The following is a 24538-nucleotide window of genomic DNA, read 5'->3' as shown; positions in this document are numbered from 1 at the left end:
CGCCACGCTACCGGTGGGCTCAGGCCACCAGGGTCGGCCGGTCGGCGCGCTGCTCGCCGGGCTCCCGCAACGCGAGGACCCGCTGGGCGAGGACCACGAACCGCTCCAGAGCGGGCCGCTCGAAGGCGAGGTACTGCCCGTCGCCGGTGGGGGCACCGAAGGTGAAGCGCAGTTCGTCGTGGAAGTCGAGCATGCCCTCCATCCGGCAGTCGTCGGGAACCTCCAGCCAGGACGTGACACGCGGTGGGTTGCTCATGGGCCGCTCCGTTCTCTCGTGGGCCGCCGTTCGACCTGGTAGGGGGCGAATTCCGCAGACGAACGGCGTGGGATACGGTTTCACCGGTTCCGGTGAAGTCCTCCCAGAACTGTAGCCCCACCAAACAGTAGGTCGCTACAGTTTGTACCCGACCGAGTGACCCACCGATCCTGGTAAGAGGTGAGCGCCCCATGGTGGCGCACGTTTCCCGATCCGCCGTTCGCCGCTGGATCGCCATCGAACTGAAGCGGCTACGCGAGGACGCGGGCTACGAGACCGACGAGGTCGCGGCCCGCATCTCCAAGGGCGTCGGGGCCTACCGGCACTACGAGAACAACGTCCGAATGCCGTCGGCGAGCGACATGGAGGTGCTGCTCACCTGGTACGGCAAACCCGAGCGCGCCGACTTCTTCCGCGAACTGCTGCGGGCCGCGCACCGGGGCAAGGACTGGTGGACCAGTTTCACCACCGCCGTCCCCGACTGGTTCGAGCTCTACCTCGGCCTCGAGTACGGCGCCGCCCGCATCAGCTCCTACGACACGGTCATCCCCGGCCTGCTCCAGACCCGCGAGTACGCCGAAGCCCTGATCAGGTCGGGCGAACATCACCTCACCGAGGAGCAGGTGGCCGAGCAGGTGGAGATGCGAATGGCCCGACAGCAGACCCTTCTCCGAGACGTGGGCGCCCCGCAGCTGTGGTCAGTACTGGATGAAGGTGCCGTGCAACGCGTCGTCGGCGGACCCGAGGTCATGCGGGCGCAACTGGAGCACCTGACCACGATGTCCAAGCGGAGCAACGTCGAGATCCAGATGCTTCCCAACAGCGTCGGGGCCCACCCTGGCATGGACGGCGCGTTCGCGATCCTGGACTATCCCGCAGCTTTCACGGGTGACCCCGGCACGGTTTACGTGCAGACTCGCCTACGAGGCATCTACTACGAGAACATGGCCGAGGTGACCGACTACCGTCGAGTGTTCGAACGCCTGCAAATGTTGGCTCTACGTCCCGACGAGTCACGCGAAGCGCTCGCCAGGTGACGTGACGGAAGGAACGACGATGGAACAAGACGTGTTAGGCACCTGGCGCAAGTCCAGCCGCTCACAGGGCGCCAACACCTGCGTCGAGCTGCACCCGGCCGGCCTCGTGCGCGACAGCAAGAACCCGGCGGGGCCGACGCTGAGTGTCGACCTGGCTGGCTTGCTCGCCGCCGTCAAGACCGGCTGACGCCGGACCACCGTGCTGGTGGGGACTTCGGTCATGGGCCCAGGGGCCGGCCTCCCGTCGCCGGGAAGCCGGCTCTGGGTCCTCCACACCGAGGCCGCTGTCAGACAGCAACGACACCGAGCGGTGCCGAAGCCGTTCTTCTTTTCACCCGGCGTCAATCACTGACCACGAATTTCGTGGACGATCATCGGCCGGGCGCGGACAAGATCAAATATTCTTCTGGTCGACCAATGACGTAACGCTGGCCCCATTCGCGCCGACATTGTCTACACCTGGCTCATCACTGGTGGTCGTCGCACCCAGGTGGGGGTGAATGCGCAGCCACCTCCTACCGAGCCTGCTAGGAGTGCCTGGTGGCGAGCGAATCTGGTGCCACGCACGGACGCGGTCTCTTCGTGACACTCGACGGGCCCAGTGGCGTCGGCAAGACGACGGTGAGCACGTTGTTGGGCGAACAACTGGCCAGCCAAGGCGTTCCGACATTGGTCACCGCGACTCCCTCGCCGTCCAGTATCGGCGAGTTGGCCCGGCACGGCACCCATGAGTTCCACGGCCCGTCCCTGACCTGTCTGGTGGCAGCCGACCGATATCACCAGGCCAACATCATGATCTCACCGGCCGTCGAGCAGGGCACAACGGTGGTTTGTGATCGTTTCGTGCCGTCGTCGCTGGTCCTTGATCCCCTCGACGGTATCGAACGCGGCTTTGTGTGGGACATCTATCGGAAGATTCTCGTACCCGATATCGCCATCGTGTTGATGGGCGATGCATCACTGTGCGCCACGCGGGTCGCGAATCGTGGACGATTCAGTCGGTTTCATGGCAGTGACTACGAAGATCATCGACGTGAACGCGAATACTTCACCGAAGCACTGGCCTTCCTGAGAGGAGCCGGCTATCCGGCCCACGAGTACGATATTGGGAGGGCGACGGCCCGTGAAGTGGCGGCCGGGCTTGCACACTTCATCCTGGCCATCAAGGACGGTCGATCATGAAGGTGGCTTTGCTGTACCCAGAAGTATACGACATGGCGCGCTTCAAGGAGCAGCGCAAGGAGTTCCCGCCCTTTGGGGTCATGTATCTGGCCGCCGTCGTGGAGAAGGCGGGAAACTCTGTCTCCATCATCAAGGTCACGCCGTTCACGACCGAACTCGACCTGAGCGGTTACGACGCCATCGGGTTCAGCCTGGCGTCATCCGCCACCTACGACATGATGCGCGCCGCCAGGGATGGCGGCACAATTCGCGACGACACACTGGTAATGGTCGGCGGAGTTCACTGCAACTTCTATCCCGAAGGGAGCATCAGGGACTTTCGGGCGCACGTGGCCACCGACGGCGAGTCCGAAGAAACAATCCTTGACATCCTGGCGCACGCCAGCAGCAAGCAATTTCACGACGTAGCCGGCGCGTTGTGGCTGAGTGGAAGTGAACTACACCGCGAACGACCTCGACCGTTGCTGCGGAACATCGATCAGCTACCATTGCCGGCACGCCACCTGCTGCCGGTCGAGGATTTCGTGATATCCGATCGCCTCGCGGGAACCGATGTCCGAATGGCGCACGTGATGTTCAGTCGCGGCTGCCCGTTTCCCTGCAGCTTCTGCGCGGCCGGCCAGACCCGGATTCAGTACCGAAGCGGCGCCAGCGCACGATCCGAACTCACACATCTCATGGAGACCTACGGCATCCAGGGATTCGCTGTCGTTGATGACAACTTCATTGTCAACAAGCACAGGGTTGGTGACATCTGCGACCACATCGATGATCTGGGCCTTCGATGGTCGGCATTGTCTCGTGTTGACACCGTCGATGAACCGCTACTGAAGAAGATGGCACGCGCCGGCTGCATCGAAATCAAGTTCGGCATGGAGTCCGGCAGCGAGCCACTGCTCAAAGCCATGCGAAAGAACACCAGGCGGGAGCACATCAGACGGGCGGTACACATGACCGCCGATGCCGGAATCGCCGCGAAGGTGTTCATCATCCATGGGTTTCCAGGAGAAGATGCCTCGACAACCGAGCAGACAGTGGAACTCCTGGACGAGCTCGGCGAAAATATTTCTCGCGTTTCACTGTTCCGGTTCGTACCCCTGCCCGGCACACAGGTCTATGAGCAGGCCGATCATTACGGCATACGCGGGACGCATCTGCAACAGGACTGGGACGGTGATTGGTCGAAGTTTCACATTCACCACAACGAGCGACGATGGTGGGGCACGGACGCCCAGTGGTCGGAGACCGAGCAGTCATATCAACGGTTGCGAAACTTCGTGGAATCTCACTGGAACACGCAGGGCTGATTGTCGCCCAGATTCCTGTGTGTTACCGTTCGCGCATGGCTGTCGTTCCAGAATGTACTGGATCGCACACGATCCCGAAGCCCGAAGCCGAGCGACTCTGGAGCTGGCTGCTTCGCCGACAGGGCCTTTGCGACGACCTGAAGTATGCGTCTGTCGTGGAGATTGCCCATGCTTCCCTCGGACTACATGCGGCACGCCTGCCAACACCGTTCGCGACGGTACTCGCACGCGGCACATCACCCGCCGTCGCCCTGAGCCTCTTCAGTTCTTCCACTGCGGATAATGTCGTGACATTGCGGTGCATGCGGAAGACATTGCACAGTTTGCCGCTCCCTTTGGCGGCTGCGGCGCACGCCGCGACTCTCCACTTCCGCGAGCGTGACGCACTTCGCTCGATAGCGAATCACGGCATGAGCGCACGGACGGTGACCCGGGTAACAACAGCCATTATCGACCTTGTGGAGCAATGCGGGCCGCTGAACCACCGCGCCATGGAAGCGAGGCTCACTGACAGCAGAACTGACACGGTGTCCGTGCGACTGGCACTCAAACTTGCCTGGGAGCGGGGTGTACTGACCTATCTCAACCGGACCAACTGCTGGAACAGGGAGCATCGCAGGTTCGGTCTGACAGGCAGGCTCCATCCAGGTCTCGACATGGCGATGGACAGACACCGGGCAACCACAGAGCTGGTGATTGAGTATTTTGATCGCTATGGCCCGGCATCACTTCGTGACGCGGCCTGGTGGTCGGGCCTGTCCCGATCCGCCATAACGGCAGCCATGAACGAGTCCGCCAGAGATTTTGTCATGGTCCACACCTCGTGGTGCGAGTCGCCCATGTACATGTACCGGGACAGACTCGAAGAGTTCCGCTCAGACTCCGCCGAGCAGCGGAGTTCCGGGATAAGTTTTCTGGCCCACGAGGATGTCGCCCTGAAGGCCTATTTCGAGAGCCGCAGGCGGTACCTGGGCGACCTGCCGCCACGGACCGCGTTCAACCAGATCGGCGAAGTGCTACCGACCGTCATCATTGACGGGCAGCTGGCAGGGACCTGGAAATGGGACACCGGCAAGAAAGCGGTCGGCTGGTCGCTCGTGTCATCCTGTCGATCAACGGTGCTACGGCGAGAGATCCGACACCGCGCTCACACTCTCACCGAGGCACTTCGACTCGGCTGGGGAACCGGCGACAGGAAGAAGGTCACCACCGCGCAGCAGGAAGTTACGCCCACGTCCTCGTCTCGTTGAGTTGTTCCTTCTTTCGAAACGCCTCATCGAGACTGATGTCGAGCCGGTTGGCGATTGCGCACACGTAGATCAACACATCGGCGAGCTCCTCATCGACACTTCCGGTCACCGATGTCGTGGCCACGCGCATCTTCTGGCTTTTGCGGACGGCCTTGAACAGCTCGCCGACTTCTTCGCCCAGCAGGAGGCACTGTTGCACGACGTCACGTTCGCTGAACCCACGTTCTTTCTCCATCTCGGCGACATACTGTTGGAGATCCGCGAGCGCAGACGTTGGCTTCAGCGGGATCATGGGCAACCTCACGGGCAGGAGTGTCGTGAACTGAGTGTCACGATCCGAGGGCACGCACCCTAGCGCGGCCGCATTGTGGATCGCTATGTGGGCAGCACGCCAAAACAGCTGGGGTGACGTGGTTCCGTACCGGCCACGGGGTCTGGACAGTTCGCGCCACCTGACCACGAAAGGCCTGGTTGGCCACGTGGACTGGTCATCGACGCCGGTGGACGGGCCTACCGGGAAAGATCATGGCAGGGTCGTGCCGGAACGCTACGTACTCAGCGATCTGACACGACGTAGTCATGTTTCACTCGATCGGTCCACGTTCACCGCATGACTCCTCGCCGGTCTGTGACTGCCGGCCGGCTGTGCCCCTCCCGTTCTGGCGCGGACAGCCACCCGGCCGGGCCGACGTTGACTGTCGACCTGGCCGGGTGGCTGGCGGCCGTCAAGGCCGGTCAGCGCTGGACCACCGTGCAGGTGGCGGTGGCGGTCTTGCTGGGGTCGCTCTCGGAGGTCGCGGTCAGCCGGACGGTGGCCGAGGTCGGGCCGGTGCCGGTGCGCTTGGCGTAGACCGGGATGTCGACGTAGCGGCCGAACTCCGCCGACGCCAGCGTGTTGGGGACCTTCGTCGCCCAGCCGGCGCCGTCGACGGTGGCTGACAGGCGGTAGACGTCGCGGTTGAGGTACTGGGACACGTTCTCCGGGTGTTCGCCGGCCGAGGCGGTGCCGGTGCCGCTGTTGGTCAGCGGGAACTCGCACTTCGCGAGGCCGGACCGGTTCGGCACGCTGACCGTCGGCAGGACCCGCACGCCCCGGCGTTGCGGGCCGGCGCCGTCCAGGGAGCGGATCGCGACCGTGTAGGTCAGTTCGCCGGCCGGGTTGCGGTGCAGGTCCAGCACGTAGAAGTGCAGGCGGTTGGCCTCGTCGACGTACTCGTACTGGCTGCCCGAGTCCGCACCGGCGTGGAACAGGGCGTCCGAGAGCTGGCGGTAGTCACCGATGGTGATCGGGACCTCGGTGCCGTCGGGCAGGACGTAGTCGGTCATGCCGATGTCCTGCGGGTTCGCGTCGATCACCCACTCGAACGGGGCGCGGTCGACGTTCTTGGTCTTGGCCAGCAGCACCCCCGAGTCGGGCGTGAACGAGTCGGCGCCCATCCGGTCGACGACCTCGACGGTGTAGTTGTCGTAGCCGCCGCCGTCGCAGAACGGGTCCGTCGTCGGGGAGCAGGACGGGCTGTGGTCGCCGTTGTCGAGGGCGATGTTGATGCCGGACAGGCCGTTGCGGCCCGGCTGGACCACCCGCGCGGTGACCGTGGCGGTCACCAGGCCGGAGTCGGCCAGGGCGTCGCGGGACAGGCGCAGCACGTTGCGTTCGTCGACCATGCCGAGGTCGATCTTGTTGCGCAGCATGTGTTGTGCGCCCATCGACGAGCCGCCGGTCGCTGGGATCGCCCAGCGGCTGTGCGGGCCGCCGGGGCCGTTGAACGTGCCCCGGGACAGCATCTCCCAGATCCCCGAGTACGCGCGGCGCGGCGGGTTTCCGTAGGGGTTGTTGTAGTTGTCGGCGATGCCGAGGATGTGGCTCAGCTCGTGGGCGTAGGTGCTCATGCCCGACGACTCGGCCTGCGTGGACGACCCGGCTGACGCGTTGGGCCAGATCGTGGCGCCCGACGCCCACGACGTCCAGTCGACGTAGCGGGTGTCCGACCAGTTCGGCAGGGCGTCGTCCGGCGGGCCGAACTCGTCGGTCACGTCCTCCTTGGTCGGGAACTTCATCATCCCGAACTCCTGCCAGGTCGCCGACTCGTCCTGGCCGGCCGACAGGAAGAACACGAAGTCGAACCCGGCCGGCACCCCGGTGCCGACGTCGGCCACCCACGCCGCGCGCCCGTCGGTACGGATGTCGCGGTCGCAGTCGTCCCCGGCGGGACAACCCGTGCCGCCCTGGAACTCCATGGCGTACTCGTGGGCCTTGCCGGGCATCTCGTAGGGCCCGAACGCGGTGAGGTCGACGCCGTAGCGGCCGCCGGAGTCCTCCATCCACCACTCGTGGATGGTGTGGCCCCGGTTGAGCGCGCCGGGCCTGTTGAGGAAGTCGTGGTACCACTGGGCGACGTCGGCACGCGGGATGTCGTGGGCCTCGGCGCTGGGGTTGCCGAACACCGTCGAGTTCTGCGGCTGGGTCACGGCGAAGGGCTGGTTCGGGTAGTCCAGCAGCACCAGCGCGCCTTTGAAGTCGCGCACCGAGCCGTCGACGTCCGGGTTGGCCCAGTCGGTGTTCGGCGGCGGGCGGTAGTCCGCCCACGTCATGTGGTCGGGGTTCTGCCAGTCCTGCTGGTCGATCGGCGGGGGGAAGCCGGCGGCGGTGGCGAGTTGGGCGGCCAGCGGCGTCGCGCCGGGCCCGGACTGCTGCCAGGGCTGCTGCTGGGGCCAGTGGTCGTAGCGCCAGGGGTGCTCGGGGGTGGTGTCGGGAGCTGCGGCGGCCGGCCCGGCGGTGGTCCCGGCGACGAGTGCCGCGGCCGAGAGCAGCGCCGTCACCAGCAGGGAGTGGCGGGTCACGACCTCTGACGCTAGCTCGCGGTGTTGACCACATCACCGATCCGTTGTAGAGAACGTGGTCCGCTGCGTTGCGACATCTGTCGAAACCGGGAGGTCAGGGTGGCCGAGGAGGTCCAGCGCATCGTGGAGGACCTGGCGGTGCGGATCGGCCGGCCGGTGCTGCTGGAGGACCCTGGCCAGCGGGTCGTGGCCTACAGCGAGCAGACCGGCCCGATGGACGACCTGCGCCGCGACTCGATCCTGCGCCGGCACACCTCCGACGCCGCCCGGACCCACTTCCGCGCGGCCGGCATCTTCGACGCGCGCGGCCCGCTGCGGATCCCCGCGTCGGGCGGGGTCCTGGCGCGGGTGTGCGTGCCGGCGCGCCACCGCGACCGGCTGCTGGGGTTCGTCTGGCTGATCGACGACGCGCCGCCGATGACCGACGAGCAGGTGCGGGTCGCGGCCGGGGCGGCACCGGCGCTGGCGCTGACCCTGTTCCGGGACAGTCTCGCCGCCGGGCTGGGGTACCGGCGTGAGCTGGAGGCGGTGTCCCGCCTGCTGTTCGGCGAGCAGGGCACGGCGCGCGCGGCGGCGCGGCTGCTGACCGAGGCCGGCGGGTTCCCGGTGTCCTCGCCGGTGACCGCGGTCGTGCTGCGGCCGGCGGGGCGGGAGCCGGTGGAGGAGGCGGTGCTGGCGGCGCGGTTCACGCTGGCCGCGCGGCAGCCGCTGCACCACGTGCGGCACGACCACGGGGTGCTGCTGTGCGCGGGGACGCCGCCGGTGGCCGAGGTGCGCTCGGCGCTCGGGCAGGGCCTGGTCGCCGGGGTCGGCCGGCCGCGCCCGGCGCTGACCGAGGCGGCGCGGTCCTACCGGGAGGCGGTGCACGCGGCGCTGGTGGCCGCCAGGGTGCCCGGCCACGGGCCGGTCGCGGCGTGGCCGGAGCTGGGGGTGTACCGGATGCTGGCCGGGGTGCCGGCGGGTGAGCTGCACCCCGGGCTGGAGCGGCTGCTGGCCGACCAGGCGCACCGGCCGCTGCTGGACACCCTGGAGACCTACCTCGACCTGGCCGGCAGCGTCGCGGCAACGGCCAGGGCGCTGCGGCTGCACCGCACGTCGCTGTACTACCGATTACAGCGGGTCGAGGAGCTGGCGGGCACGGACCTGAGAAGCGGCGACGAGCGGCTGACCCTGCACCTCGGCCTGAAGCTGGCGAGGCTGTCCGGCCGGCTGGATTGAGTAGTCGTACGGATCCGCGCCGGCCCGCGCTCCCCGACACTGACCGCATGGCAACCGACCGGCTCACGCGGTTGGCCGACGCCCTGTTGGAGGTCGGCCACCGCATCGACGAGATCTCCGCCGAGCTGCGCCACGAGCAGGCGCTGCGCACCGACGCGACCACACCGAAGCCGACCGACCAGCCGGCCGGTTCCCCGTTGCCGCTCGGCCACGGCGACCTTCCGACCGACCGGTCGGTCCCGCACCCGTCCGGTGACCTCGCCGCCCTGACCAACGGGCCAACGGCCCCGTTCCCCCCGGCCGGCCACGGCGGTTCGCCGACCGACCGGTCGGCCGGCGATGCCCCGTTCCCGGCTGCGCCGACGCTCCAGTACCCGCCGGTGGGCGACGGGGCCCTGCCGCCCGCGCCCGTCCCGTTCTGGCGGCGGGAGGGCTTCGGCGCGCGGTCGTTGGCGATGGTCGGCGCAACGGTCACCCTCGCCGGGGTCGTGCTGCTGCTCGTGCTGGCCGTGCAGCGCGGCTACCTCGGCCCGCTGCCCCGCGTGCTGCTCGGCGTCGCCCTCGGTCTCGGGCTGGCCGGTGTCGGGTTGTGGCTGCACCGCACCCCCGCCGGCCGGGTCGGCGCGCTGGCCTGCGCGGCGACCGGGATCACCGTGCTGTACCTGGACGTCGTCGCCGCCACCGTCCTGTTCGGACAGCTGCCGCCGGCCGCCGGGCTGGTGGCCGGGCTGGTCGTCGCGGCGGTCGGGGTGCTGCTGGCCGACCGGTGGGACGCCGAGGCGCTCGCGGTGTTCGTCGTGGTCGGGTGTGCGGTGTCGGCACCGGTGATCACCGGCGGGTTCACGCCGCTGCTGCTCGGGTTCCTGCTGGTCCTCCAGCTCGGCACGACGCCGGTGTACCTGGCGCGCCGCTGGCCCGTGCTGTGCCTGGCCGCCGCGCTGCCGGCGGTGCTGGGCACGGCCGCCGCCGTCGTGTTCGACGCCACCGGGGTCGAATCGCCGACGATCGCCCTGCTCGGGATGGTGACCAGCCTCGCGCAGGTGGGGGTCGCGGTCGCCGGGGCGCTGCGGGAGGGCGGTCTCGCGCCGGTCGGGCAGGTGCTGCTGGCGCCGGTGCCGGTGATGGTGGTCGCCTCGCTGGTGCCCCAGGTCGCCGCGGTGGCGTTGCCGGGGACGGTCGGGGCCCTGCTGGTGCTGGTGTGGGTGCTCGGGTTCCGCCGGTTCCCGCCGTCGTTCGCCAAGGTGGCGGGGGCCGCCGGGCTGGTCGCGATCCTGCAGGCCACGCTGACCGCCGTGGACGGGTCGGTCGCGGCGATCGTGCTGCTGGCCCAGGCCCTGCTGCTGACGCTGGTCGCGCGGGCCGCGCGCTATCCCGCCGCGCTCTCGGCGGCGGTGGTGTTCGCCGTCACCGGCCTCGGGTTCACGCTGCTCGACGCCGCGCCGCTGGAACTGCTGGTGGTGGCGCCGGAGGTGCCGGTGCCGGCGCACGTGGCGGCCACCGCCGGGTTGACCGGGCTGCTGCTGTCGGTGACCGCCGTGGCGATGTGTGTCACCGGCCGCCGCTGGCTGGCGACGGCCGGCGTGGTCACCCTGTACGGCGCGGCCGCCGCCGTGCTGTCGGCGACCCTGCTGGTCTCCCCCGGCGACAGCGGGTTCGTGCTGGGGCACGTGTTGGTGACGGTGTCCTGGACGGTCGGCGCGCTGGTCCTGCTGGCCAGGGGGATCGACTCGGTGTTCGCCCGCACGGCCGGCCTGTCGCTGGTCGGCGCGGCCCTGGCCAAACTCGTCCTGTTCGACCTGTCCTCATTGGACGGCATGGCCAGGGTGGCGGTGTTCCTGGTGGCCGGCCTGGTCCTGCTCGCCGCCGGCACCCGCTACGCGAAGGTCCTCAGGACCGGCTGGCGGTGAACGAGCTGTACACCCAGAACACCGGCCCGAGGGGGACCTGGTAGACCCAGAAGAGCTCCCCGGTGAAGGACTGGACCACGCCGTTCGCGCAGGTCACGCTCTCGGTCGTGTAGCGGCTGGTCTCGCCTTCGCCGCCCGGCACACCACTCTCGGCAGTGGTCCAGACCAGCGAGTCGCCGGTGAGGACGGGGTCGCCGTAGGGCGGCATCCGCTTCCAGCCGTTGATCAGCGTGTCCACCGCCAGGACGCCGTCCGTCAGCGTGATCGTGTGGTCCAGCGGCCACTCGTCACCGCTGTCCTGGCGGTTGATGCCGGGGAAGTACCCGACCCACTGTTCGGGAGTCGTACCGCAGGCCGGCTCCGCCTGGGCGGCGGCCGTGGGCAGGGCGAGAGTCACCACGATCGCGGACACCAGTAACGCCAGTGCTCTTCTCATGTCCGAAGGGTACGGGGACGGTCGTCACCGTTGCCCAGGAAGAGTTCCCGGGCAACGGTGACGGATTCCGTGCTACGGCAAGGAGTCCAGGAAGGGCCGATGGCTGTCGGCGAACTCCCAGCCGTAGTAGCGGTCCCAGTTGATCGACCAGGTCATCAGGCCGCGGATCGCCGGTGACGCGCCGCCGCGCAGGGTGTACCCGGCGCAGTTCTGGTTGCGGGACAGGCAGGTCAGCGCCTGCTGGACCTGGGCCGGCGCGGTGTGGCCGTTGCCGGCGCTGACCGCCGCCGGGACGCCGAACGCGATCTGGTCCTCGCGCAGGCCGGGGAACCGGTGGCCGGTGCGCGCGACCGGGAACCCGGCCTTGACCATGTCGGTCATCGCGATGTGGAAGTCGGCGCCGCCCATCGTGTGGTACTGGTCGTCCAGGCCCATGACCGGGCCGGAGTTGTAGTCCTGGACGTGCAGCACGGTCAGCGCGTCGCGCAGGGCGTGGATCACCGGCAGGTAGGACCCGGTGCGGTTGTCCCCGCCGCCGGCCCCGCCGTAGAACTGGTAGCCGACCTGGACGAAGAACGTCTCCGGCGCCATGGTGAGAATGAAGTCGTTGCCGTAGCGGGACTTCAGGGTCCGCAGCGCGGAGATCAGGTTGACGATGACCGGTGTGGTCGGGTTGGCGAAGTCGGTGTCCCCGGCGTTGAGGTACAGCGAGTGGCCCTCGAAGTCGATGTCCAGACCGTCCAGGCCGTAGCGGTCGATGATCGCCGACACCGAGGAGACGAACCGGTCGCGGGCGGCGGTGGTGGTCAGCTGGACCTGGCCGTTGGCGCCGCCGATGGAGATCAGCACCTTCTTGCCCTGCGCCTGTTTCGCGCGGATCGCCGCGACGAACTCGGCCTCGGACTCGACGTTGGGGCACTCGGCGGCCGGGCAGAGCCGGAACTGGATGTCGCCCGAGGTCGCGGTGGTTGGCTCGCCGAAGGCCAGGTTGATCACGTCCCAGGCGGGCGGCACGTCGGCCATCCTGATGTAGCCCGAGCCGTTGGCGAAGCTGGTGTGCAGGTAGCCGATCAGCGCGTGCCGGGGCAGGTCGGCCTGCTGGCAGCCGGTGGTCGTCGCGGTCACCGGGGCGCTGCGGGCGGACTCGCCGGCGTCGTTGACGGCGGTCACCGCGAAGGTGTGGGTGGAGCAGGCGGTCAGCCCGCCGATGGTGGCGCTGGTGCCGGTCACGCTGGCGCGCACGGTGGCGCCCTCGTGGACGCGGTAGCCGGTGGCGCCGGTCACCGCGGGCCAGGACAGCGCGACCGAGGTGTCGGTGACGGTGCCCAGGGTCGGGTTGCCCGGCGTCGCCGGGGCGCCCGGGGTGCCGCCGCCGGGACCGTCGAGTTCGACGTCGTCGGCGTGGTAGGTGCCGGCGCCGTACCAGCCGTGCAGGTAGAGCTGGGCGGTGGTCTGGCTGGCGCCGGTGGTGAACGTGAGCGCCAGGCGGGTGTAGGTGGTGGCGGCGGTCCAGGTCGACGGGCCGCCGTCGACGCCCAGGTACACGGGGTTGCCGCGCACCCAGGCCGACACGCTGTAGGTGGTGGCGGGCCGCACGGTGACGGTCTGGGCGCAGCGGGCGGTGTCCGAGGCGGTGGCGGTGGCGGCCAGCGCGTAGGAGCCGGTGTGCACCGGGCTGGTGACCACCGCGCCGCCCGCGCAGGTCCAGCCGGACAGTGAGCCGGTCTCGAACCCGGCGTTGGTCAGCAGGTTCGCCGCCGAGGCGGGGGTGGCCAGCCCGACCAGCACGACCAGTGCGGACAGGGCCGCGAGGACGCGCCTCATGGCAGGGTGTCCAGGTGCGGGGCGACGGTGCGGGCGAAGTTGTTGCCGTTGGTGACGTCCCAGTTGATCGACCAGGTCATGGCGCCGCGGATGTCCGGGTAGGTCCTGGGTGGCCGGAAGGTGCCGCAGTTGGTGGCCCTGGCCAGGCAGTCCAGCGCGTTGGTGACCACCGACGGGGCGACGATCCCGCCGCCGGCCGCGCCGGGCCCGGCGGGCAGGCCGACGGCGACCTGGTCGGGGCGTAGGCCGTTCTCCAGTTGGATGCAGGTCAGCGCGGTGATGAAGTTGACCGTGCCCTGGCCGTAGGCCTGGGACTGGTCGCAGCCCAGCATCGAGCCGGAGTTGTAGAACTGGGTGTGCACGACGGTGAGGATGTCGCGGATGCTCAGGGCGAGCGCGAAGTAGGAGCCGCCGGTGGACTGCATGTCGATGGTCTGCGGGGCCATCGTGATGATCAGTCCGGCGCCCACCTGGCCGCGCAGGTTGCGCAGTGCCTGAGCCATGTACGTCGGGTTGAGACCGTTCTCCAGGTCGATGTCCACGCCGTCGAAACCGAACTCGGTCATGGCCGCGCGCACGCTGTTGGCGAAGTTCGTGGCCGAGGCGGAGTCGCCGACCGACACCCGGCCGGCCTCACCGCCGACCGACAGGATGACCTTCTTGCCCTTGGCCTTGAGCGCGGTCACGTCGGCCTTGAACTGGGCGTCGGTGTAGCCGCCGAGCGCGCTGGACAGTCCGGGGTCGACCCCGAAGCTGACCTGGCCGGGGGTGCCGGTGGCCTCGGCGAAGGCCACGGCGACCAGGTCGTACTCGTCGGGCACGGCCGACAGGCGCAGCTCGGTGGCCGGGTTGACGAAGTTGTGCCAGTAGCCGGTGAGGAAGTGGCGCGGCAGGTCGGCCTGCGGGCAGCCGGTGGTGGTGCCGGTGACCGGGGCGCTGCGCGGCGACTCGCCGGTGGCGTTGTAGGCGGCGACGGTGTAGGTGCGGCTGGTGCAGGCGGGCAGGCCGCCGAAGGTCGCGGTGGTGGCGGTGGTCGTGGCGGCGACGGTGTTGCCCTCGTAGACGCGGTAGCCGGTGACCGTGCCAGGGGTGGCGCTCCAGCCCAGGGTGATGGCGGTGCCGGTGGTGGCGGTCACGCGGACGTTGCCGGGGGTGGCCGGGGCGCCCGGGTCCGGGCCGCCACCTCCGCCGCAGTCGGCGCCGTTGACCAGGCAGTTCGTCGGACTGCCCGGCCCGGTGCCGAGGAAGCCGAAGGTGGCGCTGGCGCCGGGGGCGAGGGTGCCGTTGTACTCGCGGTTGACGAAGGTGTGGTGGCTGCCGCTGGAGGTGAGCAGGGCGTCCCAGTAGCTGCCGACGCCGGTGCCGGCCGGCAGGTCGAACTCGACCCGCCAGGAGCTGATCGGGGTGGTCCCGCCGTTGGTGACGGTGAACCGGCCTTCCCAGCCGGAGCCCCAGTCGGCGGTCTTGACGAACGCGGCCCGCTCACCGGCGGCGGTGGCGACCGGGGCGACCGTGCCCAGGCAGGCGAGCACGGCGGCCATGACCAGTACGAAGGAACGCCTCATTACGACCTCCATGATGGACGTGCGGTGAGCAGGGATGCACCGCACGTCACCTAAATGTCTAGACCAATCCGATCGGATTGTCTAGTCCAATCCCCGGGAATACCTGGCGCGATAGGCTCGTTGGGCAGATTAGTTGAGTTCACAACTAGTTGAGGGTGGATGAGAGAGATGCAGTTCGGGATCTTCACCGTCGGCGACGTGACCACGGATCCGACGACCGGGCACACGATCAGTGAGCACGACCGGATCAAGGCGATGGTCACGATCGCGCTCAAGGCGGAGGAGGTCGGGCTGGACGTGTTCGCCACCGGTGAACACCACAACCCGCCGTTCGTGCCGTCGTCGCCGACGACCATGCTCGGATACATCGCCGCCCGCACCGAGCGGCTCATCCTGTCGACGTCCACGACGCTGATCACCACCAACGACCCGGTGAAGATCGCCGAGGACTACGCCATGCTCCAGCACCTGGCCGACGGCCGCGTCGACCTGATGATGGGCCGAGGCAACACCGGACCGGTCTACCCGTGGTTCGGCCAGGACATCCGGCAGGGCATCCCGCTGGCCATCGAGAACTACGCGCTGCTGCACGACCTGTGGCGCAAGGACGTCGTCGACTGGCAGGGCAAGTTCCGCACCCCGCTGCAGGGCTTCACCTCCACCCCGCGCCCGCTCGACGGCGTGCCGCCGTTCGTCTGGCACGGGTCGATCCGCAGCCCGGAGATCGCCGAGCAGGCCGCGTACTACGGCGACGGGTTCTTCGCCAACAACATCTTCTGGCCCAAGGAGCACTACATCCGGCTGATCGGGCTGTACCGGCAGCGCTACGCCCACTACGGGCACGGCACGCCGGAGCAGGCGATCGTCGGCCTCGGCGGGCAGGTGTTCATGCGCCGCAACTCCCAGGACGCGGTCAACGAGTTCCGGCCCTACTTCGACAACGCGCCGGTCTACGGGCACGGACCGTCGCTGGAGGACTTCACCGAACAGACCCCGCTGACCGTCGGCAGCCCGCAGCAGGTGATCGACCGGACGCTGACGTTCCGCGAGTCGTTCGGCGACTACCAGCGCCAGCTGTTCCTGATGGACCACGCCGGACTGCCGCTCAAGACGGTGCTGGAGCAGCTGGACCTGCTGGGCGAGGAAGTGGTTCCGGTGCTGCGCAAGGAGTTCGCCAACGGGCGGCCGGAGTCGGTTCCCGACGCCCCCACCCACGAGTCGCTCAGGAAGGTGAGTGCGTGATGCGTCGGTTGGCTGTGGTGTCGGCCGGGGTGACCGTGCCGTCGTCCACCCGGTTGCTGGCCGAGAGGCTGGCCGCGGCCGTCGGTGAGCAGACCTCGGTGTCCGTCGAGTTCGTCGATCTGCGGGACCTGGCCACCGACATCGCCAACAACGTCGTGACCGGGTTCCCCAGCCCACGGTTGTCGGCCGCGATCGCGGCCGTCACCGGGGCGGACGGGCTGATCGCGGCGACCCCGATCTTCACCGCGTCCTACTCGGGACTGTTCAAGTCGTTCTTCGACGTCGTCGAGCAGGACGCGTTGGTGGGCAAGCCGGTGCTGATCGCCGCCACCGGCGGCACCGCCCGGCACTCGCTGGCCCTGGAGCACGCGCTTCGGCCGATGTTCACCTACCTGCGGGCCGTCGTCGTCCCGACCGGGGTGTACGCGGCGTCGGAGGACTGGGCGTCGGGTGAGCTGGGTGAGCGGATCGCCCGGGCGTCCGGGGAACTGGTCGAGCTGATGGCCGGGCGGCCGGCGGTGGCCGCCCCGGCCCAGGAGCAGGTCATTCCCTTCGAGCAGCAGCTCGCGGCACTGCGGCCGCCGCCCGAAGGGTGACGACCGGTCAGAAGCTCGTTTCTCCTGGCAGACCGAAGTAGTCGTGCCATTTCGCGCCGCCGCCGAAGGCGGTGCCGGTGGACAGCGCGGTGTACACGTCGGCCAGGTTGTTGTGGGTGAAGGTGACGACGTCGTCCCTGCCGTCGCCGTTGAAGTCCCCGGTGTAGGGGAACTCCCCGGCGATGCCGAAGAAGTCGTTCCACTTCTGTTCGGTGCCGACGAACGCCGACCCGTTGGACAGGGCGACGTAGACGTCGGCGGCGGCGTTGACGGTGAAGGTCGCGATGTCGGCCTTCCCGTCGCCGTTGAAGTCCCCGATCCGGGGGAGTTCGCCGCCGACGGAGAACCAGTCGTGCCACTTGGCGCTCGCCCCGAACCCTGAGCCGGTGGACAGCGCGACGTAGACGTCGCCGAGGGTGCCTCGGGTGAACACGACGATGTCGTCGCGGCCGTCGCCGTTGACGTCGGCCACGCCGGGGTACTCGCCGGCGATCCCGAAGAAGTCGTGCCACTTCTGACTGGCGCCGAAGGACGTGCCGGTGGAGAGCGCGACGTAGACGTCGGCCAGGTTGTTGCGGGTGAAGGTGATGATGTCGTCGCGGCCGTCACCGTTCACGTCACCGACAGCGGGGACTTCTCCGTTGAGGGCGAAGAAGTCGTGCCATTTCTGGCCGGGGCCGAACGACGAGCCGGTGGACAGGGCGACGTAGACGTCGGTCAGGGAACCGTGCGTGAACGTCACGATGTCGTCGCGGCCGTCGCCGTTGAAGTCCCCGGTCAGCGGCGTCTCGCCGGACAGGGCGAACCGGTCGTGCCACTTGACGGTGGTGCCGGTGAACCCGGCCCCCGAGGACAGGGCCACGTACACGTCGTCCAGCGGACCGTGGGTGAAGGTCACGATGTCGTCGCGGCCGTCGCCGTCGAAGTCGGTCGACGAACCGGTGAACACGCCGCCCGACGAGCCGCCGCCGTTGACCAGGTCGAGGTAGTGGCCCCAGTTCCAGTGCGGGCCGGGGTCGGTGTGGTCGTTGCCGGGGACCTCGTTGTGGCCGACGATGCCCTGCCTGGTCTTCGGGATGCCGTGGCGGTCGGCCAGCCAGCGGGTCAGGGCCGCCGACGAGCGGTACATCGATTCGGTGAACCACGCCGGGTTGTCGACGAAACCCTCGTGTTCGATGCCCAGGGTGCGGGGGTTCGCCGACCGCGCGTGGTACGCGGTGTCACCGTCGCGCACCATCTGGGTGACCTCGCCGTTGGACGACTTCACCACGTAGTGGGCGCTGACGCCCGAGGACGGGTTCTGGAACCAGCTGATCGTGCCGGCGTAGGACCCCTGGGTGACGTGGATGACGATCTGGTTGATGGCGGCGGAGCGGCCGGCGCCGTAGTTCGCGCCGTGGGCGGGGATCCAGCGCGAGTCGGGGTAGTCGGGGCCCTGGGCGTGGAGGTCGTCGCTGGTGGCGCGGGCCGGCAGCGACCGGTGGGCGGGGAAGCCGATGATCTCGCCGTCGGGGGCGCGGGTGGCGAGACCCTCGCGGAGCAGGGCGAACGTGTCGTTGGCGGACAGTGTGCTCCCGTAGGACGCGACCACGGGGTACCACTGGTCGAGACTGGCACGGTCGGTGAGACCGGCGTCGTCGGCGAGGGCGTCGAGGACGGCGGCCGCGCCCCGGATGTTGGTGGGACTGTGGGATCTCAGGGCGTCCAGGCTGGCGCCGGTGAGGTCGGCGGCCTGGGCCAGCGTTGCGCTGGTCGGGTTGTCGACCAGGTGCATGACGCCGAAACCGTTGTCCTGGCTGGGTTGTCCGCCGTGGCCGTCGAGCCGGGTCTCGTTGTGGCCGACGGCGACCAGCAGGTCACGGGGGACGTCGTACTCCTGCGCGGCCTGGGCGAAGGCCGCGTCGAGGTCCAGGGCGTGGGTGTCGGGTTCGGCGTGCGCCGGCCAGGTGGCGAGGCCGAGCGTGGTCAGGGTGGCCGCGCCGAGGGCGAGCAGTCGTGAACGCATGTTCGTCTCCCTCTCAGAAACTGGTCTCACCGGCGAGACCGAAGAAGTCGTGCCACTTCGCGCCGCCACCGAAGCCGGTGCCGGTGGACAGCGCGGTGTAGACATCGGCCAGCGAGTTGTGGGTGAAGGTGACGACGTCGTCCCTGCCGTCCCCGTTGAAGTCCCCGGTGTAGGGGAACTCGCCGGCCAGAGCGAAGAAGTCGTTCCACTTCTGCTCGGTGCCGACGAACGCCGACCCGTTCGACAGGGCCACGTACACGTCGGCCGCCGCGTTGGTGGTGAACGTCGCGATGTCGGCCTTCCCGTCACCGTTGAAGTCCCCGATCCTGGGCAGTTCACCGCCCACGGAGAACCAGTCGTGCCACTTCGCACTCGCGCCGAAGCCAGAACCGGTCGACAGGGCCACGTAGACGTCACCCAGGTTCCCCCGGGTGAACACCACGATGTCGTCGCGCCCGTCACCGTTGACGTCGGCCACCCCCGGGTACTCACCGGCGATCCCGAAGAAGTCGTGCCACTTCTGACTCGCGCCGAACGACGTCCCGGTGGACAACGCCACGTACACGTCAGCCAGGTTGTCGCGGGTGAACGTGATGATGTCGTCGCGGCCGTCACCGTTCACGTCACCGACCGCCGGCACTTCACCGTTGAGCGAGAAGAAGTCGTGCCACTTGCCCCCCGGCCCGAACGACGAACCCGTCGACAGCGCGACGTACACGTCGGCCAGGGAACCGTGCGTGAACGTCACGATGTCGTCCCGGCCGTCCCCGTTGAAGTCCCCGGTCAGCGGCGTCTCGCCGGACAGGGCGAACCGGTCGTGCCACTTGACCGTCGTCCCGGTGAACCCCGAACCCGACGACAGGGCCACGTACACATCGTCCAGCGGGCCGTGGGTGAACGTCACGATGTCGTCGCGGCCGTCACCGTCGAAGTCGGTCGACGAGCCGGTGAACGCGCGCGGGCTGATCATCCCCGCCGCCTCGGCCATCATCGACCGGGCGCGGCCCTCGGCCTGGTCGTACCGCTCGGGGCAGCACGACCGCTGCACGCTCTGCGCGAGCAGCCCCGCGGTGTAGTTCGGGTACAGCGGCTCGTTGCGCTGGGCCTGCACGAAGAACTGGGTCGACGCGTAGGCCACGTCCATGATCTGCTCGGGTGTCCCCCAGCCCTGGCTGGGCCGCTGCTGGAACACCCCGAGCGAGTCCTTGTCCCCGCACGGCAGGTTGTTCATCCTCGACTCGACCCAGCCGGCCTCGAACGCGGCGAGCATGACCTTCGGTGAGACGTTGCGGTCGAGCCCGACCTGGTAGACGATCCGGATCACGTTCGGATCGTGGCTGGGCGGAATACTGGGGCAGGCCAACGGATTGACCGTCAGCGGAACGTGGTCTCCGGTCGGCGGCGGCTCCGCCGTGGCGGGGGCGACCAGGGTCAGCGAGACCGCGACCGCGGCCACCACACCCCGGATCAGTGCGAACCTGGACATGTGCGGGGTCCTTCCAGGAAAAACGATGACAGCTCTGGACTCAACGCAGGCTGGGGCGGGGTAGCTCGGTCCCGCCGGCGAGTTGGCCGTGCCACACCGACGACGACCCGAACGCCGACGCCGTCGAGGGCGCCACCCACACGTCGGCGGCCGCGCCGCCGGTGAAGGTCAGCACGTCCGCCCGGCCGTCCCCGGTCACGTCCCCGATCCCGGGCGTCTCCTCCCCGAGCGCGAAGTGGTCGTGCCAGCGCCAGGCGTTCTGCACGAACCGCCCACCGTCGGACAGGGACACGTAGACGTCGGCCTGGTCGCCCCGGGTGAAGGTGATCACGTCGTCGCGACCGTCACCGTTCACGTCACCGGCCCCGGCGACCTCCGTGCCGATGGCGAAGTTGTTGTGCCACAACCACACCTCCTGCACGAACGCCACCCCGTTGGACAGCGAGACGAACACGTCGCCCTGCGCGCCCCCGGTGAACACGGCGACGTCGTCACGACCGTCCCCGTCGAAGTCCCCGACCGCCGGCCGTTCGGCGCCGTAACCGAAGTTGTCCTGCCACTTCACGCCCGGCCCGAACCCGTTCCCGGTCGACAGCGCGACATACACGTCCCCGGCGCTGCCCCGGGTGAACGTGATCAGGTCGGCCCGGCCGTCCCCGTTGACGTCGCCCAGCTCCGGGTACTCGTCCCCGGCCGCGAAGAAGTCGTGCCACTTCACCGACGGCCCGAACCCGCCGCCGGTGGACAGCGCGACGTACACGTCGGCCGCCGCGCCCCGGGTGAAGGTGACGATGTCCGCGCGCCCGTCCCCGTTCACGTCGCCGGTCCTGGGCACCTCCCCGTCGAGCGAGAAGTAGTCGTGCCCCACCACCGGATCGCCGAACGCGGTCCCCGTCGACCCGGCGACCAGCACGTCGGCCGCCGCCCCCTGGGTGAACACGACGACGTCGTCGCGCCCGTCACCGTTGACGTCACTGGAGTTCCGACCCCGGGCGGTGGCGTTCACCACGGCCGACGCCGGCCCCGCGTTCCCCGCCCGGTCCACCGCGACGACCCGGTAGTACCGCTGCGCGCCGGCCGGCAACGGCCCGTGCCGGAAGGCCGGCGTGGTCGTCGTCCCGACCAGACCGCCCACCGACCCGGCGCTGGTCGACGCGTACACCCGATACCCGGCGACCCCGACGTCGTCGGTGGCCGGGTTCCAGGACAACGGAATCGCGTGCGTCCGTCCACTTCCGACCACCAGACCGCTGACCGCGCCCGGCGCCGCCGTGTCACTGAACGGCGCCACGAGACTCACCGCCTCGTACCGCCCGGCCGTCCACTGAGGACCACTGGGCACGAGCCGCACGACGACCGACGACTTCCCCTCGGTCAACGCCGGCGGGAGGGTGAAGTCGTCGTCGAGCCACCGCTGGAACCCGTTGCCGAGCGCCTGCGTCCAGGTCCCGGCCGGCGCACCGTCCACGGTGACCGTCGCCGACTGGTAGGCGGTGTTCTGGTCGCTGGTCCGTCGCAGCCGGACGCCGTCGTTGCCGGGATCGATGGCCAGCCGGAAGCTGACCGCACCGGAGGTGGACCGCACCTGGGCGGTCAGCGCGTCGTGGTCGTCGTCGCCCTCGTAGGTCGCGGTGAGCCCGTACTGGCTGGCGGCGCTGTCGGTGTAGTCGTGGGCGGCGCGGCTGGCGGCGTCGCCGACCGTGATCGTGTCGGTGGTCCGCAGGGCCACGTTCGGCCTGGTGTAGAGGAAGGCGGTGGTCGACTCGGCCACGGGAAGATCGTTCTGTGCCCCGTGCTCGATCCCGAACCGCAGCCCGGCGGAGTAGGGGACGGCGTCGCCGATCTGCACCCGGTACATGGCGTCGCATTCGACAGCGCAGCCCGCGGTGCGGACCTGGTGCCCGGTGTTCCCGGTGAAGACCCCCGAGTACTCGCCCCGGTTGAAGTACCAGCCGGACTCGTAGTAGTCCTCGGTGCCGGTGCCGTGGAAGGCGGGGCTCCGCCCGCCGTCGACGTGGATCCGCTCGTCGCCCTCCAGATACCCACGCTCGTTGCCACCAGGGTTGGAGTTCCGCACGACCTGGCTGAGTCCGACGAACCTCCCCCGCCCCGGCTGGTCCACGGCGAGCCAGTCCCGCGCCGGGGTCGAGAGCCCACTGCGCGACTGGGTGGTGAAATGCCCCGATCCCCCGGCCGGTCCGAGTTCGGTGGCCCACCGGGTGTTCGGCGCGTGCGTGATCTCCGACTGGAGGCCGCTGATCGCGGCCCCGGTGGTGTTGGCCAGGGAGATGGTGGCGCTGTGGGCGTAGGGCATCATCCACCAGGCGCTGTACCAGCCGCCCGGGGCGGGGTCCATGCCGAACATCAGGGCACGCACGTCCCGCTCGCCCAGTCCGGCGCCGAAGAACTCACCCACCGGAGAGTCCACAGTAGATCGTCCGTCGAACGTCATCCGCAACCGAAGCCCGCTCAACGTGGCCTCGGTGGCCGCGCCGTCCGGAATCCGCAGCCGCAGAGCCGTGACCGCCGCGGGCCCGGTCAGCCTCGCCAACTCGACACTCCCACCGGCTCCCGGCGAGACGGTGGCGCGCTCGGTCACCGCCCCCGGCTGTGCCGGCTTGGGATCGGTCCGCCCGGCCTGCCGCAACCGTTCGATGACGTCGGTGGCCGGATCGCCGGGATCGAACCGGCTCACCCCGTCCGCGCTGGCGAACTCCCGGTACCCGACGTGGTGGAACAACGGGTTGTTGGTGGTGGTGACGATCATCGATTCCCGATAGCTCATCGGAACCTTGATCGTGACCCCGCCCGAGGTCTGGTCGGCGTTGGTCACCAACGGCCAGCTGAACGGCGCACCGAGATCACCGTTGACGACGCTCTGCAGGCTGGCGTTGAGCACGGTGACCCCATCGAGCACGACCCGGATCGTGCCGGTGGCGCTGACGTTCCCCTCGTCGCGCGTGAACCAGATGGACTGGATCTCCCCCGCCCCCCGATCCTCGGCGATGACACAGCCGGGGCCGTTGGTGCGCAGGCAGGAGTAGCGACCGCCGAAGCCGTCGTCGTTGCTCCCGTTACGGGCGAAGCTGGAGAACTGTTTGGTCTGTGAGGCCGAGGCAAGATCCGGAAGAAGATCAAGGCGCCGGTAGGTGTCCCAGCCAGTAGGTCCGTTGCTGGCGGTGACAGCCGGGCTCGCACTCACGGTCGTAGGGGCGACGAGGGACAGGAGGACGGCGATGGTGGAGAGCAGGGGGCTCCGCATCACGGCCACCTTTCGGTGACGGGTAAACGATTACCCAGTCTCCTTTTTGTTCCTTTCTGACGTCAATAGACCGGATGGCGGCATCGATTCACGTGAGTTGATCTTTCTGAATCGTTTTGCGGTGGAGACTTGAGCCGCTACGGGATGCCACCGGGGGAAGGCACTGATCTCACCACCGAACGCAGCCCACAGCCCACAGCCCGCAACCCAGCCCAGAGACAGAGACAGAGACAGAGGCCTTCGGTCACGGCCCGGCCTCAACGGACCGATACGGGCTCACCCCGCCACACCACCGCACCTCCGGCCACGGCCCCAACCTCCAACGGACCGACACAGGCCAAACCAGAACCCCCCACCACGGAGCCCTCGCCCACCCGGGTCTGGCGGTGGACACACCGCAGGGGCAGGGCGCAGCCCTGCCCCTCAAGGCCCTGCCTCAGGGCGGCGGAGGCTCACGGGTCAAGAGGCCCACGGGTAGCACGAACCCAGACAAAGCCCAGCTCAGGGCCTCTTGAGGCGTGAGTGGCCGCCCGTAAATCCACCGCCAGACCCGGGCAAGACAGGCAAACCCCCCCACCACCCACACCCCAAGAACCCGCGACCCACACCCCCAGAACCCCACGCCCCACGCCCACAACCCAAGAACCCACAACCCAAGAACCCCAACAACAACTACACCCGAAACCGCCGAGAAACAGCGTAAGCGAGATCAGCCACCAACCGGCTCAACCGATCCCGGGACCCAGAGGAAACCTGCCCCCGCAACCGAAGGGTCAGTCCGGCCACCGCCACGCCGTCAGCCACCACCGGCGCCGAGAACTCGGCGACCCGCCCCGGCGCCACGACCCGACGCCATCGGGCCGCGAGGTGGTAGGCGCCGGCTCCTTCTTCCCGGCACACGATCTCCAGTTCCTCCAGTGTCCCCAGGATCCGATGGGTGGACGACTTCGGCAGGCCGGTCGCGTCGGCGAGGTGGGTGAGGCGCATGCCGTCCGGGCTTCCGGCGAGTGATTCCAGGAGCCGGAAGGCGTTGCGGACCGACGGGCAGGTCTCCTGTGCGGCCATCTCGAACCCCCAAGGTTCCATCTGTAGGACAAGAGTATTGCAGGATTGTCCTACGAAAT

At 69.0% G+C, this 24538-nt stretch carries 19 protein-coding genes; 9 read left to right on the top strand and 10 right to left on the bottom strand.

Annotated elements, in window-relative coordinates:
- Positions 1-19: 19 nt before the first annotated feature.
- Complete coding sequence (locus BLA60_RS11625; RefSeq protein ID WP_075132824.1) at positions 20-256, bottom strand: hypothetical protein; 237 nt, start codon at positions 254-256, stop codon at positions 20-22.
- Positions 257-447: 191 nt separating this feature from the next.
- On the opposite strand from BLA60_RS11625, the gene BLA60_RS11620 reads away from it, so the two are divergent.
- The 5 genes from BLA60_RS11620 to BLA60_RS11600 all read left to right on the top strand — a co-directional run bounded on the left by BLA60_RS11620 (position 448) and on the right by BLA60_RS11600 (position 5032).
- On the top strand, positions 448-1293 hold the full coding sequence (locus BLA60_RS11620) for a helix-turn-helix domain-containing protein (RefSeq protein WP_075132823.1): 846 nt from the start codon (positions 448-450) through the stop codon (positions 1291-1293).
- 19 nt (positions 1294-1312) lie between these two features.
- Positions 1313-1480 carry a DUF397 domain-containing protein gene (locus BLA60_RS11615; RefSeq protein ID WP_075132822.1) on the top strand — a complete coding sequence of 56 codons (168 nt, stop codon included), beginning with the start codon at positions 1313-1315 and terminating at the stop codon, positions 1478-1480.
- A gap of 353 nt (positions 1481-1833) precedes the next feature.
- On the top strand, positions 1834-2475 hold the full coding sequence (locus BLA60_RS11610) for a dTMP kinase (RefSeq protein WP_075132821.1): 642 nt from the start codon (positions 1834-1836) through the stop codon (positions 2473-2475).
- A complete protein-coding gene (locus tag BLA60_RS11605; RefSeq protein WP_075132820.1) occupies positions 2472-3782 on the top strand; it encodes a B12-binding domain-containing radical SAM protein in 1311 nt (436 codons plus the stop codon). Before BLA60_RS11610 ends, BLA60_RS11605 begins: the two co-directional genes overlap by 4 nt.
- Before the next feature lie 35 nt (positions 3783-3817).
- Positions 3818-5032: a DNA glycosylase AlkZ-like family protein gene (locus BLA60_RS11600; protein WP_162292944.1), complete on the top strand. Its 1215-nt coding sequence runs from the start codon at positions 3818-3820 to the stop codon at positions 5030-5032.
- On the opposite strand, the gene BLA60_RS11595 is transcribed toward BLA60_RS11600, so the two are convergent.
- Positions 5007-5324 carry a MazG nucleotide pyrophosphohydrolase domain-containing protein gene (locus BLA60_RS11595; protein ID WP_075132818.1) on the bottom strand — a complete coding sequence of 106 codons (318 nt, stop codon included), beginning with the start codon at positions 5322-5324 and terminating at the stop codon, positions 5007-5009. The two genes, BLA60_RS11600 and BLA60_RS11595, sit on opposite strands and share 26 nt — an antisense overlap.
- A 443-nt stretch (positions 5325-5767) precedes the next feature.
- Positions 5768-7624, bottom strand: a complete 1857-nt coding sequence (locus BLA60_RS11590; protein ID WP_211288708.1) for a M6 family metalloprotease domain-containing protein — start codon at positions 7622-7624, stop codon at positions 5768-5770.
- Positions 7625-7972: 348 nt separating this feature from the next.
- On the opposite strand from BLA60_RS11590, the gene BLA60_RS11585 reads away from it, so the two are divergent.
- Together BLA60_RS11585 and BLA60_RS11580 are read left to right on the top strand one after the other, a co-directional pair.
- Positions 7973-9091 (top strand): PucR family transcriptional regulator, encoded by a 1119-nt coding sequence (locus BLA60_RS11585; protein ID WP_084734842.1) that lies wholly within the window; start codon positions 7973-7975, stop codon positions 9089-9091.
- Between the two features lie 47 nt (positions 9092-9138).
- Positions 9139-10998 carry a DUF2339 domain-containing protein gene (locus BLA60_RS11580; RefSeq protein WP_075132817.1) on the top strand — a complete coding sequence of 620 codons (1860 nt, stop codon included), beginning with the start codon at positions 9139-9141 and terminating at the stop codon, positions 10996-10998.
- Here the strand turns inward: BLA60_RS11580 and BLA60_RS11575 are convergent.
- The 3 genes from BLA60_RS11575 to BLA60_RS11565 form a co-directional block, all read right to left on the bottom strand.
- Positions 10979-11434, bottom strand: a complete 456-nt coding sequence (locus BLA60_RS11575; RefSeq protein ID WP_154814282.1) for a hypothetical protein — start codon at positions 11432-11434, stop codon at positions 10979-10981. The two genes, BLA60_RS11580 and BLA60_RS11575, sit on opposite strands and share 20 nt — an antisense overlap.
- Positions 11435-11506: 72 nt before the next feature.
- Entirely contained in the window at positions 11507-13258 is a 1752-nt protein-coding gene (locus tag BLA60_RS11570; RefSeq protein ID WP_075132815.1) for a chitinase, read from the bottom strand.
- A complete protein-coding gene (locus BLA60_RS11565; RefSeq protein WP_211288691.1) occupies positions 13255-14823 on the bottom strand; it encodes a chitinase in 1569 nt (522 codons plus the stop codon). The genes BLA60_RS11570 and BLA60_RS11565 overlap by 4 nt, the downstream gene beginning before the upstream one ends.
- 168 nt (positions 14824-14991) lie before the next feature.
- On the opposite strand from BLA60_RS11565, the gene BLA60_RS11550 reads away from it, so the two are divergent.
- Positions 14992-16065, top strand: a complete 1074-nt coding sequence (locus BLA60_RS11550; protein ID WP_075132814.1) for an LLM class flavin-dependent oxidoreductase — start codon at positions 14992-14994, stop codon at positions 16063-16065.
- On the top strand, positions 16065-16661 hold the full coding sequence (locus BLA60_RS11545; RefSeq protein WP_084734878.1) for an FMN reductase: 597 nt from the start codon (positions 16065-16067) through the stop codon (positions 16659-16661). Before BLA60_RS11550 ends, BLA60_RS11545 begins: the two co-directional genes overlap by 1 nt.
- Before the next feature lie 7 nt (positions 16662-16668).
- On the opposite strand, the gene BLA60_RS11540 is transcribed toward BLA60_RS11545, so the two are convergent.
- From BLA60_RS11540 to BLA60_RS11525, 4 genes are all read right to left on the bottom strand, one after another.
- Positions 16669-18666 carry an N-acetylmuramoyl-L-alanine amidase gene (locus tag BLA60_RS11540; RefSeq protein WP_075132812.1) on the bottom strand — a complete coding sequence of 666 codons (1998 nt, stop codon included), beginning with the start codon at positions 18664-18666 and terminating at the stop codon, positions 16669-16671.
- A 13-nt stretch (positions 18667-18679) separates the two neighbouring features.
- Complete coding sequence (locus BLA60_RS11535) at positions 18680-20152, bottom strand: FG-GAP repeat domain-containing protein (RefSeq protein ID WP_084734841.1); 1473 nt, start codon at positions 20150-20152, stop codon at positions 18680-18682.
- Between the two features lie 40 nt (positions 20153-20192).
- Positions 20193-23414, bottom strand: coding sequence for a DUF2961 domain-containing protein (locus tag BLA60_RS11530; protein ID WP_154814281.1), 3222 nt, complete (start codon positions 23412-23414; stop codon positions 20193-20195).
- 672 nt (positions 23415-24086) lie between these two features.
- A complete protein-coding gene (locus tag BLA60_RS11525; RefSeq protein ID WP_162292943.1) occupies positions 24087-24500 on the bottom strand; it encodes a helix-turn-helix domain-containing protein in 414 nt (137 codons plus the stop codon).
- Between the last annotated feature and the right edge of the window lie 38 nt (positions 24501-24538).

Source organism: Actinophytocola xinjiangensis, assembly GCF_001921215.1.
Classification (GTDB): domain Bacteria; phylum Actinomycetota; class Actinomycetes; order Mycobacteriales; family Pseudonocardiaceae; genus Actinophytocola; species Actinophytocola xinjiangensis.
Note: the sequence above shows the minus strand (reverse complement) of the source record. Positions and strands in the feature narration are given on the sequence as shown.

Coding starts and splice junctions, on each gene's coding strand:
- BLA60_RS11550 (WP_075132814.1), top strand. CDS start 14,992: ATGCAGTTCGGGATCTTCACCGTCGGCGACGTGACCACGGATCCGACG.
- BLA60_RS11565 (WP_211288691.1), bottom strand. CDS start 14,823: ATGAGGCGTTCCTTCGTACTGGTCATGGCCGCCGTGCTCGCCTGCCTG.
- BLA60_RS11605 (WP_075132820.1), top strand. CDS start 2,472: ATGAAGGTGGCTTTGCTGTACCCAGAAGTATACGACATGGCGCGCTTC.
- BLA60_RS11595 (WP_075132818.1), bottom strand. CDS start 5,324: ATGATCCCGCTGAAGCCAACGTCTGCGCTCGCGGATCTCCAACAGTAT.
- BLA60_RS11540 (WP_075132812.1), bottom strand. CDS start 18,666: ATGCGTTCACGACTGCTCGCCCTCGGCGCGGCCACCCTGACCACGCTC.
- BLA60_RS11530 (WP_154814281.1), bottom strand. CDS start 23,414: ATGCGGAGCCCCCTGCTCTCCACCATCGCCGTCCTCCTGTCCCTCGTC.
- BLA60_RS11615 (WP_075132822.1), top strand. CDS start 1,313: ATGGAACAAGACGTGTTAGGCACCTGGCGCAAGTCCAGCCGCTCACAG.
- BLA60_RS11580 (WP_075132817.1), top strand. CDS start 9,139: ATGGCAACCGACCGGCTCACGCGGTTGGCCGACGCCCTGTTGGAGGTC.
- BLA60_RS11535 (WP_084734841.1), bottom strand. CDS start 20,152: ATGTCCAGGTTCGCACTGATCCGGGGTGTGGTGGCCGCGGTCGCGGTC.
- BLA60_RS11575 (WP_154814282.1), bottom strand. CDS start 11,434: ATGAGAAGAGCACTGGCGTTACTGGTGTCCGCGATCGTGGTGACTCTC.
- BLA60_RS11545 (WP_084734878.1), top strand. CDS start 16,065: ATGCGTCGGTTGGCTGTGGTGTCGGCCGGGGTGACCGTGCCGTCGTCC.
- BLA60_RS11590 (WP_211288708.1), bottom strand. CDS start 7,624: ATGACGTGGGCGGACTACCGCCCGCCGCCGAACACCGACTGGGCCAAC.
- BLA60_RS11600 (WP_162292944.1), top strand. CDS start 3,818: ATGGCTGTCGTTCCAGAATGTACTGGATCGCACACGATCCCGAAGCCC.
- BLA60_RS11625 (WP_075132824.1), bottom strand. CDS start 256: ATGAGCAACCCACCGCGTGTCACGTCCTGGCTGGAGGTTCCCGACGAC.
- BLA60_RS11620 (WP_075132823.1), top strand. CDS start 448: ATGGTGGCGCACGTTTCCCGATCCGCCGTTCGCCGCTGGATCGCCATC.
- BLA60_RS11525 (WP_162292943.1), bottom strand. CDS start 24,500: ATGGAACCTTGGGGGTTCGAGATGGCCGCACAGGAGACCTGCCCGTCG.
- BLA60_RS11570 (WP_075132815.1), bottom strand. CDS start 13,258: ATGAGGCGCGTCCTCGCGGCCCTGTCCGCACTGGTCGTGCTGGTCGGG.